This window comes from Lentibacter algarum, assembly GCF_018860975.1.
GTDB lineage: Bacteria > Pseudomonadota > Alphaproteobacteria > Rhodobacterales > Rhodobacteraceae > Lentibacter > Lentibacter algarum_A.
Genome location: NZ_JAHKQI010000009.1, coordinates 118,630 through 135,480 on the forward strand (window position 1 = coordinate 118,630; position 16,851 = coordinate 135,480).

Here is a 16,851-nt window from a genome sequence, read left to right on the forward strand (position 1 = left end):
AGGCCTAGCTCGCCTTTTTCAAATCAGCGACCAATTTGTCAAAGTCACCGCGACGTTTGTCGAGCATAGCCCCGATCTCGGTGCGCTCGGTAAGCAGCATGTTGATACCTTCGACATAAAGGTTGAAAAACTTGTTGCGGCCCGAGCGATCAGACACAAGGAACGTCACCTTGAATGGCGATTGCCCTTTAAGATACGCCGTCGCATCGACTTCATACCATTTCTTCACCTTGCGCACGCCGGTAACTTCCAGTCGCCCGCCGATAAACTCGCGGAAACGGCGTCCGTATTTACGCGCCACGTAAACCTGAAATGCTTTTGAGTAAGAGCGCTTCTGAGAAGAGCTTGCTTTGCGCCCGTCGTTCCCAAGTGTGTAAGCCGCAATGTAGGATGTGTCCGAGTAACGCTCGAAAATGCGCTCGAAGTCACCATACATCGCAGTTTCCGACTTGCCCGAAGCGATCACTTTGTTGATTTCACCGACCAGCTTGTCAACCAACGCTTTGGCCTCATTCTCGTTGAGCGCCAGCGCCGCTTTCGGGGCGATCATTGCCGCTAGGGCTGCACTTGCAGTTGCTACAACAGAACGGCGGGTCATCAGATGTTTCATGGTCAAAATCCTTCGGTATTCAGATCAAACGGGTCACTCTCAACTTCGGCAGCATCTTCCCCGAGTTCGAAGCGCCGGTTCTGGATGTAAATCGCCCGAGCCTGCGAGTAGCTGTCAGCGCTTTCATAAAGCAGCGCATCAAGCGTATCGGCGTAGGTGCCCCTGTCGCCAAGCCGTGCCGCCAGCGAAGCTCCGGTGCCGATGTATTTTTCGGGGCTTGGCAGCACGTATGACAGCGGGTTGGTAAACAGATCAACCACTTTTCCGACAGCATCACGTTCTGTTGATGGGCCCAGCACTGGCAGCTCTACATAAGCGCCTTCACGAACACCCCAGACATGTAGCGTTTCGCCAAAATCAGTATCGGCTTCCTCAAGCTTGAACTCGCCTGCAGCATCAACAAGCCCGCCGAGGCCGATCGTGGTATTCAGCGCAAAGCGCAAAGTGTTCTTGCCAGCATCACCGATACGGCCTTGCAGCAAATTGTTCACCACCAACGAAGGCATGCCAAGGTTCGCCGAGAAGTTGCTAACGCCTTTTTGCACTGGTTTTGGTATGATCTTCACATACCCGTTGCCTGCCGGACGCACCACAGCGCGGTCAATCGACTTGTTCAGTTCGTGGTTGTTGCGGTTGCGCTCTTCAAACGGATCAAACGCCAAAGCAGGATCATGCCCAGCACCCGGATTGTTACACCCGGCAAGCGTTACACTGATCAATACTGCTGAAATAACGTTCAAAACGCGGAAATTCACGTAGCACCCCCTAATTCCATTGGTCTCATCTAATTCATCATGCCCGCAAGTCCATGCCACGCAAAGGGTTCTCTTAGATCTGTGGCAGTTTGGAAACAGAACCGCTATAGAAATGGGCGGACTCCCGCGTGGTCAACCTTTTACAACCTATTCGAACTAGAAAGACCCTATGAACAAACCAAATCTTCAAACCGGCCTTGAAGAGCTTCGCGCAATACGGCGCGAAAGCCGGGGCCTTTTCTGGGCTGCGGGTTTGTTCAGTGTGCTTGTTAACCTGTTGATGCTCACCGGCCCGCTCTACATGTTGCAGGTCTATGACAGGGTGCTTGGCTCGCGCTCCGAGGCCACGTTGGTTGCCCTAACAGTGCTTGTCATCTTTCTCTACACGATGATGGGCTTGCTCGACTACGCTCGCGGGCGGATCATGGCCCGAGTTGGGGCGCGTTTCCAGACGCGACTTGATCAGCGGGTGTTTGACGCAGTGCTGCGCAAAAACGCCCTTGGCATCCACGATCAAAGCGCCACAGCCCTCCGTGATCTTGAGGCAGTGCAGCGCTTGCTCACTTCTCCAGCGCTCATGGCCTTGTTTGACATGCCATTTGCCCCGTTGTTTTTGTTCGGGATTTTTCTGTTTCACCCCTGGCTCGGCATACTCGCAGTTGTTGGTGGTGCGGTTCTGGTTCTGATCACTCTGACCAATCTGAAAACAACGCGTCGTCCACTGATGAAAGCCAACCAGGCCCTCGTGATCGCCGAGCAAACCTCCGAACAACTGCGCGCCGAAAGCGAAATGATCCAGGCGATGGGGATGCGCGAAGCAGCCTTTCACCGCTGGCAGCAGTCGCGCACCTCTTCGTTGAGTGAACAGCTTCATGCTGCCGATCTTGGCGGTATCTTTACCACTTCTGGCAAGGCCTTCAGGATGCTCTTGCAATCGCTGATGCTCGGGCTTGGCGCCTACCTCGTGCTGCAAGCCGAACTTACCCCCGGCGCCATGATCGCCGGCTCCATCCTCATGGGCCGCGCCTTGGCGCCGATTGAAGTCACCATTGGTCAATGGCCGGTGTTCGAGCGCGCTCGAAAAGGCTGGGAAACGCTCTCTAATCTGCTCTCGGAAGTGTCACCCGAGGCTACCCGCACAGCCCTGCCACGCCCGCAAGCCCTTCTTGAAGTGCAGCAAGCAACAGTCGTTCCACCGGGTGAAGCACAAGCCGCCCTCAAGATGGTTAACTTCACGCTCAAGCCCGGCCAAGCTGTCGGTGTCATCGGAAAATCAGGGGCAGGAAAGTCAACGCTGGCGCGCACCCTTACCGGAGCTTGGCGCCCGGCAGGCGGCAAAGTCCGGCTCGACGGTGCAACTCTCGATCAATATGATCCGACCGTTCTCGGCACATTGATCGGATACCTTCCGCAACGTGTCGAGCTGTTTGACGGCACCATTGCCGAGAACATCGCGAAACTTTCGCAATCACCCGATTCCGAAGCTGTTATCGCCGCCGCCAAACGCGCCGATGCGCACAACATGATCCTGCAATTGCCCGATGGGTATGACAGCCGCGTGTCGGCAAATGGCGGGCGGCTGTCCGGCGGGCAGATCCAGCGCATCGGTCTGGCACGAGCGATGTATGGCGAGCCGGTTTTACTCATTCTTGATGAGCCAAACTCCAACCTCGACAACGACGGAGGCCTTGCTCTCAACCGTGCCATCAAGGGCTTCAAAGACCGCGGTGGAGCCGTGCTGATCATGGCCCACAGACCCGCCGCCATCGAAGAATGCGACCTTCTGCTAATGCTCGAAGACGGGCGCATGCTGGCCTTTGGCCCGAAAGATGAAGTGCTGCGCAAAGTCACGCAAAACCATGCGCAACTTGCCGCCAAACCTGCCCCGAAGGGAGACAGTTGATGCCACGCCGTGACAGCAACACTGCCCTTGTGCCGCGCGGTGGAACGCTCCCGGCGAAGCTTGCTGGGCACCACAGTGAGGACGCGTCGCAAGCCAAGGCTGAAACCCGCCGTCGCTGGCCTGCGCGCATGCCCGTTTTCGTAGGCCTTCTCGCAACTTTGCTGCTTGTTGGCGGCTTCGGCGGGTGGGCGGTGTTCAGCTCGCTCGCAGGCGCGATCGTCGCGTCAGGGCGCGTTGAAGTCGAGCAAAACAGGCAAGTTGTTCAGCACCTCGATGGCGGTGTTGTTGCGCAAATTCTCGTAGAGGAAGGCGACACAATCGTTGCCGGTGACATCTTGCTGGAGCTTGACAGCACCACGCTACGCTCCGAGCTTTCCATTGTTGAATCCCAGTTGTTCGAAGTGCTTTCGCGCCGCGCCCGCCTTGAGGCCGAGCGCGACGAAGACGACACCTTCACCGTCGATCAGGAATTGACCGAACTGGCGGCAACAAACACTGAAATTGCCGACCTTATCGAAGGCCAGAAGCGGCTGTTTGCGGCCCGGCGCGAAGGCGTGTCGCGCGAGCGTGCACAACTTGCCAAACAACGTGATCAAATCAGCGATCAGGTGCGCGGCCTCAATGCCCAAACCGCAGCCTTAAGCGAGCAAATTGCCCTCATCGGTGAAGAGCTGAAGAACCAGGAAAGCCTGCTGGAACGCGGGCTTGCGCAGTCTTCACGGGTGCTGTCTCTGCAACGAGAAGCCGCTCGCCTCAAAGGCAATGTCGGTGAGCTCACCGCGCAAATGGCCCAAGCCGAAGGCCGGATCATCGAATCCGAGCTTGAAAGCCTCAAGCTCGCGGGCACCGTTCGCGAAGAAGCCATCAGCCAACTGCGCGACTTGAGAGTGCAAGAACACGAACTGCGCGAACGCCGCTTGAGCCTCAAGGACAGGCTCTCTCGCCTGTCGATCACCGCGCCTGTGTCTGGCGTCATCTATGGCCTCACCGTCAACACACCACGCTCGGTGTTACGCCCCGCCGAACCTGTGCTTTACATCGTTCCGCAAGACCGCCCTCTGGTGATCGCAGCCCAAGTGCCACCGATCCACATTGATCAGGTTTATGCCGGACAGAAAGTGAACCTACGCTTTTCCGCTCTTGATCAGCGCCGCACACCCGAGTTGTCCGGCCAAGTCGTGCACGTCTCGCCTGACAGCTTCACCGACGAGGCCCGCGGCACTTCGTATTACCGCGCCGAGATCATCCTTGCAGAGGGTGAAATCGACAAACTTCCGGAGGGCTCGGTGCTGATCCCCGGCATGCCAGCCGAGGCCTATATCCTAACCAGCGAGCGCAGCCCTCTTGACTACCTTATCAAACCGTTCTCCGACTATTTTGAAGGGGCATTTCGCGACTGACCGCATGTTTTGCCGTTTCGGCCCGCCGCGTTTGCCGTTAGCCTCATGGCGACTCACCTAACAGGAGACACCCATGACTTCCCAGATCGAAACCCGCCTTGCCACGCTCGGTATCACTTTGCCAGAAGCCCCCGCTCCGGCCGCCAATTATGTACCCTTCGTGGTCACAGGAAACACCGTCTATGTCTCCGGTCAGATATCAAGCAATGCTGACGGTATGATCACCGGTAAACTTGGCGACACCTTGAGCACAGCCGATGGCGCTGCCGCCGCCAAAACCTGCGCCATATCGTTGCTCGCACAGCTCAAAGCTGCCTGCGGAGGAGACATTGATCGCCTCGTGCGCGTCGTCAAACTGGTTGGCTTCGTCAATTCGACAGCAGACTATGGCGAACAACCCGCCGTCATCAACGGCGCTTCAGACTTTATGGTCGAAGCATTGGGCGACAAGGGCCGCCACGCGCGCTCAGCCCTTTCGGCAGCGTCTCTCCCCTTCGGTGTCGCGGTTGAGATCGAAGGCATTTTCGAGATCAGCTGATGCAGGCCCCAGCCCTTCCAGCAAGCTTTCTCGAAGCCCCTATAGCGCATCGTGGCTTGCATGATATGGCCGAAGGACGGCCGGAGAACAGCCTTGGCGCCTTCACGGCGGCAACCGCGCTCGGCTACGGGATCGAGCTTGATTTGCAGCTTTCAAAAGACGGCGAAGCGATCGTGTTTCACGACTATTTTCTTGATCGCCTCACCTCAGAAAAAGGCCCCCTCGCCCAGCGCACAGCCGAGGAACTCTGCGGAATTTCGCTTCTTCACAGCCGCGCCGATCGTATCCCGACACTGGCGCAAGTGCTGGCTGTGGTCGCAGGCCGCGTGCCGCTGCTGATCGAGCTCAAGGATCAAGACGGCGAGCTTGGCGAGAATATCGGCAAACTGGAAGCCGCTACCGTTAAGGCCTTACAAGGCTACTCAGGCGATGTTGCCCTGATGTCGTTCAACCCGCATTCTGTTGCAGAACTCGCCCGCCTTGCGCCCACCCTGTCGCGCGGATTGACAACCTGTGATTACCTCAAACAAGATTGGCCCACAGTGCCCGAAGCCCGCCTTGCCGAACTGCGCCTCTTGCCGGATGCAACCCGTGTCGGATCCGGATTTGTCTCGCACCAAGCCGATGACCTCAACAACCCGCAAGTCACCAAACTCAGGGCTCAAGGCCTGCCCGTGCTGTGTTGGACAATCCGCTCGCCCGAGCAGGAAGCCACAGTGCGCAAAGCTGCCGACAACATTACATTCGAGGGCTACCTGCCCGCATCAGCAGACCTATCGGAAAGCAGATGACCAACAACACTCCGATAGAAATCAGGCTTAACCCCACTCTTGCCGATATCCCCGCCGCCGCGTGGGATGCCTGTGCGCAGGGGCTTGATCCCTTCACCACGCACCGCTTTCTGCTGGCCCTTGAAGAGAGTGGCTCTGTCGGTCAGGGCAGCGGTTGGCAGCCACTCTACCTCACGGCCCACCTGGGTGATCAGATCATTGGCTGTGCGCCTCTTTACGGTAAATCCCACTCTCAGGGCGAGTATATTTTTGACTTCAACTGGGCGCATGCCTACGAGCAAGCTGGCGGGCGTTATTACCCGAAGTTTCAAATCGCAGTGCCGTTTACTCCCGCCACAGGCCGCCGCTTTCTGACGCATCCGGAGTATGATACGCAGGCCTTCACCGCCCTTGTACAGGGCGCAGTTCAGCTCGCCTCCGAGCATGGAGTGTCTTCACTTCACGCAACCTTCTGCACCGAGGCGGAAGCAATAGCCGGTGCGCAAATGGGCCTGATGCGCCGCACCACACAGCAGTTTCACTGGCTCAACAAAGGCTTCAACAGCTTTGACGACTTTCTCTCAACGCTGGCCTCTCGCAAACGTAAGAACATCCGTAAGGAACGCGCCCGCGCTCAGGCTTTCGGTGGAACCATCTCCCGCCTCACCGGCGACGAGATCACCCCCGAGCATTGGGACGCCTTTTGGCAATTCTACCAAGACACCGGGCAACGCAAATGGGGCACGCCCTACCTTAGCCGTTCGTTCTTTGACATCGCTCAGGAAACTCTCCGCGACGACATGATTCTCGTCATCGCCGAACGTGACGGGCAACCCGTCGCAGGCGCGCTCAACTTCATCGGCCAACAAGCGCTTTTTGGCCGCTATTGGGGCTGCATAGAAGATCACCCCTGCTTGCACTTCGAGCTATGCTACTATCAGGCAATAGAAGCTGCCATCGAGCTTGGCTTGCCCCGCGTCGAAGCCGGCGCACAAGGCGAGCACAAACTCGCTCGCGGCTATTTGCCAACCGCGTGCCACTCACTACACTGGATAGCGGACGAGGGTTTTTCAAACGCCGTTGCGCAGTATCTAACTGCCGAAACCGAAGCCATTGGTGAAGAAATCGAGATACTCACCGGATACGGGCCGTTCAAGTCCGAAACCGCAGACACCAGGGAGGAACAAGATTGATCGAGAAACTGAGCGACACCGCCCGCGAGCAGCTCCTCGCACCCTTGGTTGCCAACGGCTGGGAGCACGACGACACCCGCGATGCGATTAGCAAAACCTTTAAGTTTGCCGATTTTTCAGAGGCCATCAGCTGGATGATGCGCGCCGCCATCTGGGCCGAAAAGTGGGACCACCACCCCGAGTGGAGCAATATCTACAGCCGCGTCACCGTGACTCTCACAACCCATGACGCCGGAGGGCTCAGCGCCCTTGACGCCAAGCTCGCTCGAAAGATGGATGGTTTGTGAGCAGGTGATCAACTCACAACATTCTTCCACTCGACAGGTGTCACGTAAACCATACCCTCATCACCGCTGACCATGACCTCACCGTCTTGGATATTGACTTGCAGCTTCATCGAACGGTTCGCCAGTTTTGCCAGCTCTGCGGTGTCTTTCTCGACAAGATTTGTAACCTGAAGGTTGTCAAACCGGGTGACGCTGTTTTTGAGCTTGGCCCACCACATCTCGGCGGTCTTGCCGCCGTAACTGTAGATGATCACCTTACCGGCTTTGCCACAGGACTGCCGCACAATCTTTTCGCTCGGCAGCCCCAAGGCGACCCACAACTCCAGCTCGTTGCTCAGGCTTTTTTGCCAGATGTCAGGCTCGTCATCTGTTGAAATCCCCTTGGTCATTTCCAACTGCTCATGTGCATTCAAAGCAAACGCAAGCAACCGCACCATAAGTCGCTCGTCTGTCTCTGACGGGTGCTTGGCAACGGTCAGCTTATGGGTCTCGTAGTAGTGACGGTCTATGTCAGACACAGAAAGTTCAACTTTATAAATCGTCGCTTTTTGTGCCATGTTCGGCCCCTGACTTGTGGTTTTAGCGTTGCCTACAGCGTCTCATGACTTTGTGAAAGCCCATAAAGAAAGGCCCTCTACGGCATAGAGGGCCTGACTAACTTCACCTGATTGCGCGCCTTAAAGCGCCTCAACCATCGCTTCACCGCCAGAGATGTCGCACTCGCCGGGGCTGTCTTCTGCATGCAGCACCTTCACCACACCGTCGTCGGCCATCATCGCGTAACGCTTTGAACGGCCCGAAAAGCCAACTGGCGGTGCGTCAAAGTCCATGCCGATTGCAGCGGTGAACGCACCCGAGGCGTCAGAAAGCATACTTATGCCCTCACCCGTCGCGCCCGTTGCTTCGCCCCAAGCCTGCATAACCCAAGGGTCGTTGACCGACAGGCAGATGATCTCGTCAATGCCCTTGCCAGCCAGAGCGTCTTTCTGGCGAATAAAGCTCGGCACATGGGCGCTGCTGCATGTCGGCGTGTATGCCCCTGGCACCGCAAAGATCACAACCTTGCGGCCAGCTAGCTTCTCACCCAGAGCCACAGGCGCTGGCCCATCGGCACCAAGCGTCATCAATGTCGCCTCGGGCAGTTTGTCACCTACAGAAATAGTCATATCGCATCCCTCTCCTAGATTGCATTTGCTAGTTACAAACTTATAGGGTTTCCTTGCCAAAGAGCCAGCAGAAGGATCTCTCTCGTGTCTCATATCGTCGTCGTCGGGGCCGGTCAGGCCGGATCATCGCTCACCGCCAAGCTGCGCAAGGAAGGCTTCACAGGCCAGATCACGCTGATCGGCGCAGAAACCTCGCCGCCCTACCAACGCCCGCCGCTCTCGAAAGCCTACCTCTTGGGCGAAATGGAACTCGAACGGCTCTATCTGCGACCCGAAAGCTTTTACGCGGATCAAGACATCACCCTGCTGCTCGGCGCTCATGTCAGCGCGATTGATCCAGTCGCCAAGACCCTCACAGTTGACGGTGCACCGCTCGCTTACGACCAGCTCGCGCTCACCACAGGCTCAACCCCGCACCGCCTCCCCGCCAGCATCGGCGGTGCACTAGAGGGCATTTATGTGGTGCGCGGCCTTGCCGATGTTGATGCGATGGAACCGGAGTTCGCGACAGGCAAGCATGTGCTTATCGTTGGTGGTGGCTACATCGGGCTAGAAGCCGCAGCCGTAGCCGCAAAGAAAGGCCTCAAAGTCACACTGGTTGAAATGGCTGATCGCATCTTACAGCGCGTCGCCTCCCCGCAAACCTCCGACTATTTCCGCGCTTTGCACACAACCCACGGCGTCAATATCATTGAGGGCACCGGCCTCAAACAGCTCACCGGAGAGGGCCGTGTTTCTGGAGCAGAACTCGCCGATGGATCCAAGCTCGACGTTGATTTCGTTGTTGTCGGCGTGGGTATCGCCCCTGCAACAGCCCTCGCCGAGCAAGCAGGCCTCGCCCTTGAGAACGGCATCAAAACCGACGCGCAAGGCCGAACCTCTGACGAGAGCATCTGGGCCGCAGGTGACTGCGCCTCTTTCCCCTACCGCGACACGCGTATCCGGCTCGAAAGCGTCCCGAACGCCATTGAGCAAGCCGAAGTCGTCGCCCAAAACATGCTCGGCGCCGGGCTGGACTATGCCGCCAAACCTTGGTTCTGGTCTGATCAATACGACGTCAAGTTGCAAATCGCCGGCCTTAACACTGGCTATGACCGCGTGGTTTCCCGTCAAGGCGACAAAGAAGGCAGCATCTCGTTTTGGTATTATCTCGGTGATACACTCCTAGCTGTCGACGCCGCCAATGACCCGCGCGCCTACATGATCGGCAAGCGCCTCATCGAAGCCGGAAAGTCACCGACACCCGCTCAGATCACTGATCCCGAAACCGACATGAAAGCCCTAACGCGCGCATGAGGATCATCGCCGGACAGCATCGCGGCCTTGTGCTTGCCACTGTCGGAAAGGGCGATGTCGACGCACACTTGCGCCCAACGTCTGATCGCACCCGCGAAAGCCTGTTCAATATCCTCGCACACTACGGCCAGCCAGCAAACGCCCGCGTGCTTGACCTCTTTGCTGGCACAGGTGCGCTCGGCCTCGAGGCGCTTTCGCGTGGTGCAGAACATGTTACCTACGTCGAAAACGGCCGCCCTGCGCAAAAGTTGGTTACCGAGAACCTGCGAAAAGCTCGCCGTGAAACGGACGCCAAACTGCTCAGCGTTGACGCGACAAAACTGCCTCCCGCGCAAACACCTTGCTCGCTGGTGTTTCTTGATCCGCCCTATGGCAAATCCCTCGGTGAAAAAGCCCTCGCCTCAGCCCTCGCCCAAGGCTGGCTGACAGACGACGCACTCATCGTCTGGGAAGAAAGCCGCGCACCGATCCCGCCACAAGGCTTCACAATGCAAGATCAGCGCTCCTACGGCGGCACTATCATCACGATACTGAGCCGCACATAAGCCAACGACATAAAGCGCGGCCGAGCTTGGCAATCTACATCAACTGGTTTTTCAGTAAGTCGGGTGGAACTTCCCAGTCGGCGAGAGCGTGAAAATCTCACAGCCCGTCGCCGTCACCCCGATCGAGTGCTCAAACTGCGCAGACAGCGACTTGTCTCGCGTCACAGCTGTCCAGTCATCTGCCAAAACCTTGGTCTCGGGCCGCCCGAGGTTCACCATTGGCTCGATCGTGAAGAACATGCCCTCTTCCAGCACAGGCCCCGTCCCCGCGCGCCCATAGTGCAACACATTCGGTGGCGCATGAAACACAGTTCCAAGCCCATGCCCGCAAAAATCGCGCACAACACCCATGCGGTGACCTTCAACATATGTCTGGATAGCGTGGCCGATGTCGCCAAAGGTATTGCCCGGCTTCACCGCCTCAATCCCCTTGAAGAGCGCCTCATGGGTCACCTCGATCAGCCGCTCGGCCTTGCGACCGAGCTTGCCAGCAACATACATCCGGCTCGTGTCGCCAAACCAGCCGTCAACGATCACCGTCACATCAATGTTGAGAATGTCACCATCCTTGAGCTTCTTCTCGCCCGGGATACCGTGACAAACAACATGGTTCACCGAAATACAACTTGCGTGCTGATAGCCTTTGTAGCCAATTGTCGCCGACTTAGAGCCAAGCTCACCAGCGCGCCGCTCGATAAACGCATCAAGCGCAGCCGTGGTCTGCCCAACCTCAACAAGCTCGGCAACCTCGTCCAAAATCTGCGCCGAAACTTGCCCAGCCTTCAGCATGCCTGCAAAATCAGCTGCCTCATGAATGCGAATGCCGTCTTTGGTCATCCGTCCGCGATGTTCACCACTCTGGTCAGTCACAGGCCCAGCCTCTCGTTTCCTAATTCCGCCTCTATTTAGGCAAACCTACAAGTAATAACCAGCCCACCGGCTTTCTCTTCGTAAAAATACTCAATCAAGCACCGGCAAAGCCTGCCCAAGGGTTATTTCCTCAGGGCTGATGTTGCAATCAAATGCCATAACCTCGACACCGCCCGCCCGCGCCTTTGCAAAGCCTGCCGCGTAGGCAGGATCAATATCAGCCGCGACGCTCACCCGCTCAATATCCGTGCGCTGCACCAAGTAAAACAGCACGGCACGGCGCCCCTCTTTCACAACATTCTCAAGCTCCTGCAAATGCTTGAGCCCCCGCGCGGTGACGCTATCAGGAAACTCCCCAAGTCCCGCCTGCCGCATCAACGTTACGCATTTTACCTCAAGGTAGATATCCGGCGCGCCAACCGTCCCGAGCAGAAAGTCAACGCGCGAGCGTTCACCGTATTTCACCTCGGGACGCACAGTATCGTAACTCAGCCCAGACACCTGATGCCGCATCAAGGCTTCTCGCAAAGCGCGGTTGGGCACGCTCGTATCGACGCCAGTGAAGTTCCCGTCGGCGTGCTCAACCAACCGCCAACCGTAATCGAGCTTCTTTTTGGGGTCGTCGTTGGGCTCAACCCAAATGCGCATACCCTCCTCCGCCAGTCCCATCATACTGCCGGGGTTGGCACAATGCGCGACAACTTCGCGCCCGTCTTCCAGCCGGATATCCGCCAAAAAGCGTTTGTAGCGGCGAATAAGCACAGCAGGCACAAGTGGGGTTTGAAAGCGCATAACCAAAGGCCTATACCCAAGATGAAAGCCATTCAAGGAGCGCATATGCCAAACCCGACAGCCGCGATGCTGGTCATCGGCGACGAGATCCTCTCAGGCCGCACGCGCGACGCCAACATGTATTTCCTCGCAGGCGAGCTCACCAAGGTTGGGATTGACCTGCTCGAAGTGCGCGTGGTTTCAGACGATCACGCTGCGATCGTTGCTGCCGTGCAAGCGCTCAGCGTGGCCTACGACACGGTGTTCACCTCCGGTGGCATCGGGCCAACGCATGACGACATCACAGCCGACTGTATCGCCGAGGCTTTCGGTCAGAACATTACAGTGCGTGACGATGCGCGCGCGCTGCTGGGCGCGCATTACGCTAGCCGCAACATGGAATTCACTGAGGCCCGCCAACGCATGGCGCGCATCCCTGACACCGCAACCCTGATCGACAATCCCGTGTCTATCGCCCCGGGCTTTACCCTGCAAAACGTTCACGTCATGGCCGGTGTTCCCAATGTCTTTCAGGCAATGGTCGCAAGCGTGCTTCCAACCCTCACAGGCGGCGCGCCCCTGCTCAGTCAAAGCCTGCGGATCAACCGTGGTGAAGGCGACATCGCTGGCCCGCTTTCGGAATTGGCGCAAAAATACGCCGCCCTTTCCGTCGGCTCCTACCCGTTTCAAAAGAATGGCGCTTATGGCTCTGACATCGTCATGCGCGGCTCTGATGCCGCGCTTCTGAATGCTGCCATGATCGAACTCGCAAAGGCCTTCGCCGATGACATTTCCTGATATCGCGCAAATCTATGACGTGGTTGATGGCACTTGGCCAGCAGCCGAGTATGCTGAAACCGGCCCCTGGCTCATCCGGACAGGCGCAGGCGGCGGCCAGCGGGTGAGCGCTGCGACAGCGCAACAGCCAGTTTCTGCCTCTGACATCAAAACCGCTGAAGACGCGATGCTGGCACTGGGCCAACCCAAACTCTTCATGATCCGCGAAGACGACGAAGCACTTGATGCTCTGCTCGACGCCCGGGGCTACATGGTGCACGACGCGGTGAATGCCTACGTCTCCCCTGTTGCCCCGCTTGCCGCCCAGCGCCCGCCGCGTGTCACAGCCCTGCTCGCATGGGAGCCTCTGGCCATCATGCTCGACATCTGGAAGGCAGGCGGCGTCGACCAAGGCCGCATCGACGTCATGCACCGTGCCAAAGGGCCAAAAACCGGCCTCATCGGGCGCCTCAACGATCACCCCGCCGCCGCGGGATTCTGCGCCATTCACGACAACATCGCCATGCTGCACGCCCTCGAAGTCCTGCCCCATCAGCGCCGTCAAGGCATGGCCAAACACGCCATTCACGAGCTCGCTCACTGGGCGCAAGTAAACGGCGCGAGCCATTTTTCGCTGGTCACGACCGCAGCCAACACCGGCGCGAATGCGCTCTACACTTCCCTCGGCATGACATGTGTGGGACAGTATCACTACCGCTTGAAGAAAGAGAGCTAAGCCATGAGCCCCAAACAACCCACAGCCCTTGACCTGCCAATGGTCGACCCGCTACCCGCCGCCACGCAAAAGTATTTTGACATCTGCCAAGAGAAACTCGGCATGGTGCCAAATGTGCTCCAAGCGCATGCCTTTGACATCGACAAGCTCAATGCCTTCACAGCGCTCTACAATGACCTGATGCTCGCCGACAGTGGCCTGAGCAAACTCGAGCGCGAGATGATCGCCGTCGTCGTGTCTTCGATCAACAAGTGCTTTTATTGCCTCACCGCACATGGCCAAGCCGTGCGCGCACTGTCAGGTGATCCCATTTTGGGCGAAATGCTGGTGATGAACTGGCGCGCCGCCGAGCTTGACGCCCGCCAAACCGCAATGCTGCTGTTCGCCGAAAAAGTCACTGTTGAAAGCCACAAGATTGTCGAAGCCGACCGCGAGCACCTGCGCAGTGTCGGATTCTCAGACCGTGACATCTGGGATATCTCGAACGTTGCCGGATTTTACAACATGTCAAACCGCGTGGCCTCGGCCACAGATCAACGGCCAAATGATGAGTATCACGCCCTTTCGCGCTAACCTTCTTTGCCTCGGTCTTCTTCTGGGTGTGCTCGCCAGCGCACCCGCCCGAAGTGCTGACTTGGCCCTGCCGCTCAATGCGTCACCAACGCATGAAAGCAGCCGCGCTTCAGCAACTTACATCGCCCCGATCGCACCCTATGCCGAGGGCCTTTTGCCAGCCTTCGAAATCAGCGGCCGCGTGACCAAACAGGCCTTCCGCGTTGACACACAAGGCGTCACCCCCCAACAGCTGCTCGCCCCCGTTGAAGACAGCCTCGCCGAAGCGGGCTTTGAGTTCCTGTTCAAATGCGAAGACAGGTTTTGTGGTGGATTTGACTTTCGCTTCGCTACCGATGTCATCACAGCACCCGATATGTTCGTGGATTTGTTTGACTATACCTTCCTGACGGCCAAACGCGACGCAGGCGAGTATATCACTGTGCTCACCAGCCGCGACGCAACAGCCGGATACATCCAGATCATTCAAGTCACCCCCGAAGGAGCAACGCTGCTCAGCACTGAAAAGTCAGCAGATATCAAAGCCGAAACGACAACACCGATTACGCGACCTGGCCAAAACGGTAGCCTCGCCGAACAGCTCGAAACTGTCGGGCGTTCTGTCCTGACGGGTCTGGCCTTCAACACCGGCTCTTCTGATCTTGGCGAAGCCGAGTTTGCATCTCTCAAAGACCTCGCAGCCTACCTAAGCGAAAACCCCACCCGCAAAGTTGCCCTCGTCGGCCATACCGACAGCGTGGGTTCCCTGAGCGGAAACATCACCCTGTCAAAGCGCCGCGCGGCTTCGGTGCGACAAAGGTTGATCAGCGCCTATAACATTGCCGGCGCCCGTATGGAGGCCGAAGGCATGGGCTACCTGTCGCCGCTGACATCCAACCTCACCGAAGACGGCCGCGAAGAAAACCGCCGCGTTGAAGTGATCTTGCTCAATACAGAGTAAAATCTGCTGACAGTAACCACGTCGATCGAGCCCAATAACCAGCGCCACCGCTTTACCGCAGCCAGCCCACTATTCACCCGATATGCCGCGAATGGCGGGTTTGAGCCCAGTGTGTGAAATCGGTTTTTGTGCGGCGCGTGCTCGCAGGGAGAAAATGCTGCGTCAGCATAAATTTCGCTGCTGCCGCGCGGCGGGAAAACCAGCCATACGCGCAGATCACAGCAAGGATCGGGCGTCGAATTGACAGACTGCGGGACAGAGCGGACCCCCACTTAAAAAGCCCGAATGTCGGCTTTCAGGAAACCGTTTAACAAACGGTGATTTCTATAACATTGAGAATGTCCCTTTTGGGGCCGCACCGACATTTGTAGCGCGGCAATAAAATCGCATCTTCAATCCGGAATTATCGCTCCTAAATGCTTTAACTTGTGTTCAGGTTCGACATGGATCGTAACCTTGGCACCATCTAAGCGATCTTTTATAGACTCCTCCATACGGTCACAGATTTCATGAGCTTGAAAGACAGTCATTTCACCGGGCACGACCAGATGGAAATCAATAAACGTTGCCGCGCCTGCGTGCCGTGTCCGAAGATCGTGCGCTTGCATTGCGCCATTCAATTGTGACGCGATAACATTACGGATCGCGTCGAGTGTCTGCGCTGAGACAGCCTCATCCATCAGACCGCTCAGGGACTCTTTGACGATTTTCGAACCTGACCAGAGAATGTTGATGGCCACGAGCGCCGCCAGTGCCGGATCCAGTATCCACCATCCTGTTGCAACAGCCAAAATAACGCCAGCGGCAACCCCGACAGAGGTAAGAACATCCGTAATCAGGTGTTTTCCATCGGCTACCAAAGCCGGTGATTTCTGTGCTCGTCCACGTGTGATCAGCACCCAAGCCCACAGCCCGTTTATGACTGTTGCGGTCATGTTCACAAGAAGCCCTTCTACTGGGGCATCAAGCATGACTGGCTGCATAAATCCGTGGTAGGCCTCGCGAAAGATGAGCAGTGCGGCAACGATGATCATTACACCCTCAAGGACAGCACTGAAGAATTCTGCTTTGTGATGGCCGTAGGGGTGATTGGCATCAGCGGGTTTCGCCGCGATATGGATCGCGATGAGCGCGGCGAACGCTGTTGCGACATTGACCGTGCTTTCGAGTGCATCTGATAAAAGTGCAACCGAACCAGTTATCCAGTAGGCAAGGGCTTTCAATCCCAAGACAGCGAAGCCGACGAAAATACTGCCAATTGCAAGTTTGATTGTGGTCATGTTGGCCGTTCCTCTAGTCCTGATCACGGCAGTTAGACTGCGCGATGCAGTGGTGCAAGCCACTGACTTTGCGAGTGAAAGTCATGTTCAAGTTAATCTATATTTCTATAGCTGGAATGCTCCCAAAACTCCGTTTCTAACAGGGGCGTAAAACGTCTCATTTTTTGCTGCCACAAATCACGTTCGAAACCTAACCAGTTTTCAAAGGTTTTTGGCTCACTCGTGCAAGCAGACATCCATGCATCACGCAGCATCGGTAAAAATGGGCCAGAAGCGTCCACTGCGTCCCAAACAGGTGTGGGCCATTTGCGCGCGGCCCGAACCAGCCGGCTACTTTCGCGACCTTGCGTTGTTTAGCGGAGCGACTGAAAGCAGGTTGCGTGGCTGCGATCTGGTCAAACTCGCAGTGGCTGACTTGGCAAGAGATGATCGCCTGCCGCT

General features: G+C 57.2%; 19 protein-coding genes and 1 pseudogene. 13 read left to right on the forward strand and 7 right to left on the reverse strand.

The window, feature by feature from the left end:
* Positions 1-4: 4 nt before the first annotated feature.
* Both KO498_RS14450 and KO498_RS14455 read right to left on the reverse strand, forming a co-directional pair.
* Entirely contained in the window at positions 5-598 is a 594-nt protein-coding gene (locus KO498_RS14450; RefSeq protein WP_215960790.1) for an MlaC/ttg2D family ABC transporter substrate-binding protein, read from the reverse strand.
* A gap of 14 nt (positions 599-612) precedes the next feature.
* The gene (locus KO498_RS14455) at positions 613-1,365 is read right to left on the reverse strand and encodes an MlaA family lipoprotein (RefSeq protein WP_215960639.1); all 753 of its coding nucleotides are present in this window, start codon (positions 1,363-1,365) and stop codon (positions 613-615) included.
* A 169-nt stretch (positions 1,366-1,534) separates the two neighbouring features.
* Between KO498_RS14455 and KO498_RS14460 the strand changes: the two genes are divergently transcribed.
* From KO498_RS14460 to KO498_RS14485, 6 genes are all read left to right on the forward strand, one after another.
* Complete coding sequence (locus KO498_RS14460) at positions 1,535-3,268, forward strand: type I secretion system permease/ATPase (protein WP_215960640.1); 1,734 nt, start codon at positions 1,535-1,537, stop codon at positions 3,266-3,268.
* 128 nt (positions 3,269-3,396) lie between these two features.
* Positions 3,397-4,668 carry an HlyD family type I secretion periplasmic adaptor subunit gene (locus KO498_RS14465; protein WP_252731482.1) on the forward strand — a complete coding sequence of 424 codons (1,272 nt, stop codon included), beginning with the start codon at positions 3,397-3,399 and terminating at the stop codon, positions 4,666-4,668.
* A gap of 73 nt (positions 4,669-4,741) precedes the next feature.
* On the forward strand, positions 4,742-5,206 hold the full coding sequence (locus tag KO498_RS14470) for a RidA family protein (protein ID WP_215960642.1): 465 nt from the start codon (positions 4,742-4,744) through the stop codon (positions 5,204-5,206).
* Positions 5,206-5,997 (forward strand): glycerophosphodiester phosphodiesterase family protein, encoded by a 792-nt coding sequence (locus KO498_RS14475; RefSeq protein ID WP_215960643.1) that lies wholly within the window; start codon positions 5,206-5,208, stop codon positions 5,995-5,997. Before KO498_RS14470 ends, KO498_RS14475 begins: the two co-directional genes overlap by 1 nt.
* The gene (locus tag KO498_RS14480; protein ID WP_215960644.1) at positions 5,994-7,169 is read left to right on the forward strand and encodes a GNAT family N-acetyltransferase; all 1,176 of its coding nucleotides are present in this window, start codon (positions 5,994-5,996) and stop codon (positions 7,167-7,169) included. The genes KO498_RS14475 and KO498_RS14480 overlap by 4 nt, the downstream gene beginning before the upstream one ends.
* Positions 7,166-7,456, forward strand: a complete 291-nt coding sequence (locus KO498_RS14485) for a 4a-hydroxytetrahydrobiopterin dehydratase (RefSeq protein WP_215960645.1) — start codon at positions 7,166-7,168, stop codon at positions 7,454-7,456. Before KO498_RS14480 ends, KO498_RS14485 begins: the two co-directional genes overlap by 4 nt.
* A gap of 8 nt (positions 7,457-7,464) precedes the next feature.
* Here KO498_RS14485 and KO498_RS14490 read toward each other — a convergent pair whose 3' ends face one another.
* Together KO498_RS14490 and KO498_RS14495 are read right to left on the reverse strand one after the other, a co-directional pair.
* Positions 7,465-8,013 (reverse strand): YaeQ family protein, encoded by a 549-nt coding sequence (locus KO498_RS14490; protein ID WP_215960646.1) that lies wholly within the window; start codon positions 8,011-8,013, stop codon positions 7,465-7,467.
* 120 nt (positions 8,014-8,133) lie between these two features.
* Entirely contained in the window at positions 8,134-8,622 is a 489-nt protein-coding gene (locus tag KO498_RS14495) for a peroxiredoxin (protein ID WP_215960647.1), read from the reverse strand.
* An 84-nt stretch (positions 8,623-8,706) separates the two neighbouring features.
* Here KO498_RS14495 and KO498_RS14500 point away from each other — a divergent pair, with 84 nt between their 5' ends.
* Together KO498_RS14500 and rsmD are read left to right on the forward strand one after the other, a co-directional pair.
* On the forward strand, positions 8,707-9,918 hold the full coding sequence (locus tag KO498_RS14500; RefSeq protein ID WP_215960648.1) for an NAD(P)/FAD-dependent oxidoreductase: 1,212 nt from the start codon (positions 8,707-8,709) through the stop codon (positions 9,916-9,918).
* Positions 9,915-10,463, forward strand: a complete 549-nt coding sequence (gene rsmD, locus KO498_RS14505) for a 16S rRNA (guanine(966)-N(2))-methyltransferase RsmD (protein WP_215960649.1) — start codon at positions 9,915-9,917, stop codon at positions 10,461-10,463. Before KO498_RS14500 ends, rsmD begins: the two co-directional genes overlap by 4 nt.
* A gap of 51 nt (positions 10,464-10,514) precedes the next feature.
* Here rsmD and map read toward each other — a convergent pair whose 3' ends face one another.
* A complete protein-coding gene (map, locus tag KO498_RS14510) occupies positions 10,515-11,300 on the reverse strand; it encodes a type I methionyl aminopeptidase (protein ID WP_215960791.1) in 786 nt (261 codons plus the stop codon).
* Positions 11,301-11,423: 123 nt separating this feature from the next.
* Positions 11,424-12,125 carry a DNA/RNA nuclease SfsA gene (gene sfsA / locus KO498_RS14515; RefSeq protein ID WP_215960650.1) on the reverse strand — a complete coding sequence of 234 codons (702 nt, stop codon included), beginning with the start codon at positions 12,123-12,125 and terminating at the stop codon, positions 11,424-11,426.
* A gap of 45 nt (positions 12,126-12,170) precedes the next feature.
* On the opposite strand from sfsA, the gene KO498_RS14520 reads away from it, so the two are divergent.
* The 4 genes from KO498_RS14520 to KO498_RS14535 are packed head-to-tail and all read left to right on the forward strand — an operon-like array spanning position 12,171 to position 15,130.
* Positions 12,171-12,902 (forward strand): competence/damage-inducible protein A, encoded by a 732-nt coding sequence (locus KO498_RS14520; protein ID WP_215960651.1) that lies wholly within the window; start codon positions 12,171-12,173, stop codon positions 12,900-12,902.
* Positions 12,889-13,617 carry a GNAT family N-acetyltransferase gene (locus KO498_RS14525; protein WP_215960652.1) on the forward strand — a complete coding sequence of 243 codons (729 nt, stop codon included), beginning with the start codon at positions 12,889-12,891 and terminating at the stop codon, positions 13,615-13,617. The genes KO498_RS14520 and KO498_RS14525 overlap by 14 nt, the downstream gene beginning before the upstream one ends.
* 3 nt (positions 13,618-13,620) lie before the next feature.
* Positions 13,621-14,190 carry a peroxidase-related enzyme gene (locus KO498_RS14530; RefSeq protein ID WP_215960653.1) on the forward strand — a complete coding sequence of 190 codons (570 nt, stop codon included), beginning with the start codon at positions 13,621-13,623 and terminating at the stop codon, positions 14,188-14,190.
* Positions 14,165-15,130 carry an OmpA family protein gene (locus tag KO498_RS14535; protein WP_215960654.1) on the forward strand — a complete coding sequence of 322 codons (966 nt, stop codon included), beginning with the start codon at positions 14,165-14,167 and terminating at the stop codon, positions 15,128-15,130. Before KO498_RS14530 ends, KO498_RS14535 begins: the two co-directional genes overlap by 26 nt.
* 392 nt (positions 15,131-15,522) lie before the next feature.
* On the opposite strand, the gene KO498_RS14540 is transcribed toward KO498_RS14535, so the two are convergent.
* On the reverse strand, positions 15,523-16,410 hold the full coding sequence (locus KO498_RS14540) for a cation diffusion facilitator family transporter (RefSeq protein ID WP_215960655.1): 888 nt from the start codon (positions 16,408-16,410) through the stop codon (positions 15,523-15,525).
* A 238-nt stretch (positions 16,411-16,648) separates the two neighbouring features.
* Here KO498_RS14540 and KO498_RS18245 point away from each other — a divergent pair.
* Positions 16,649-16,846 (forward strand): annotated as a pseudogene (locus KO498_RS18245) (hypothetical protein); the annotation flags it as partial.
* Between the last annotated feature and the right edge of the window lie 5 nt (positions 16,847-16,851).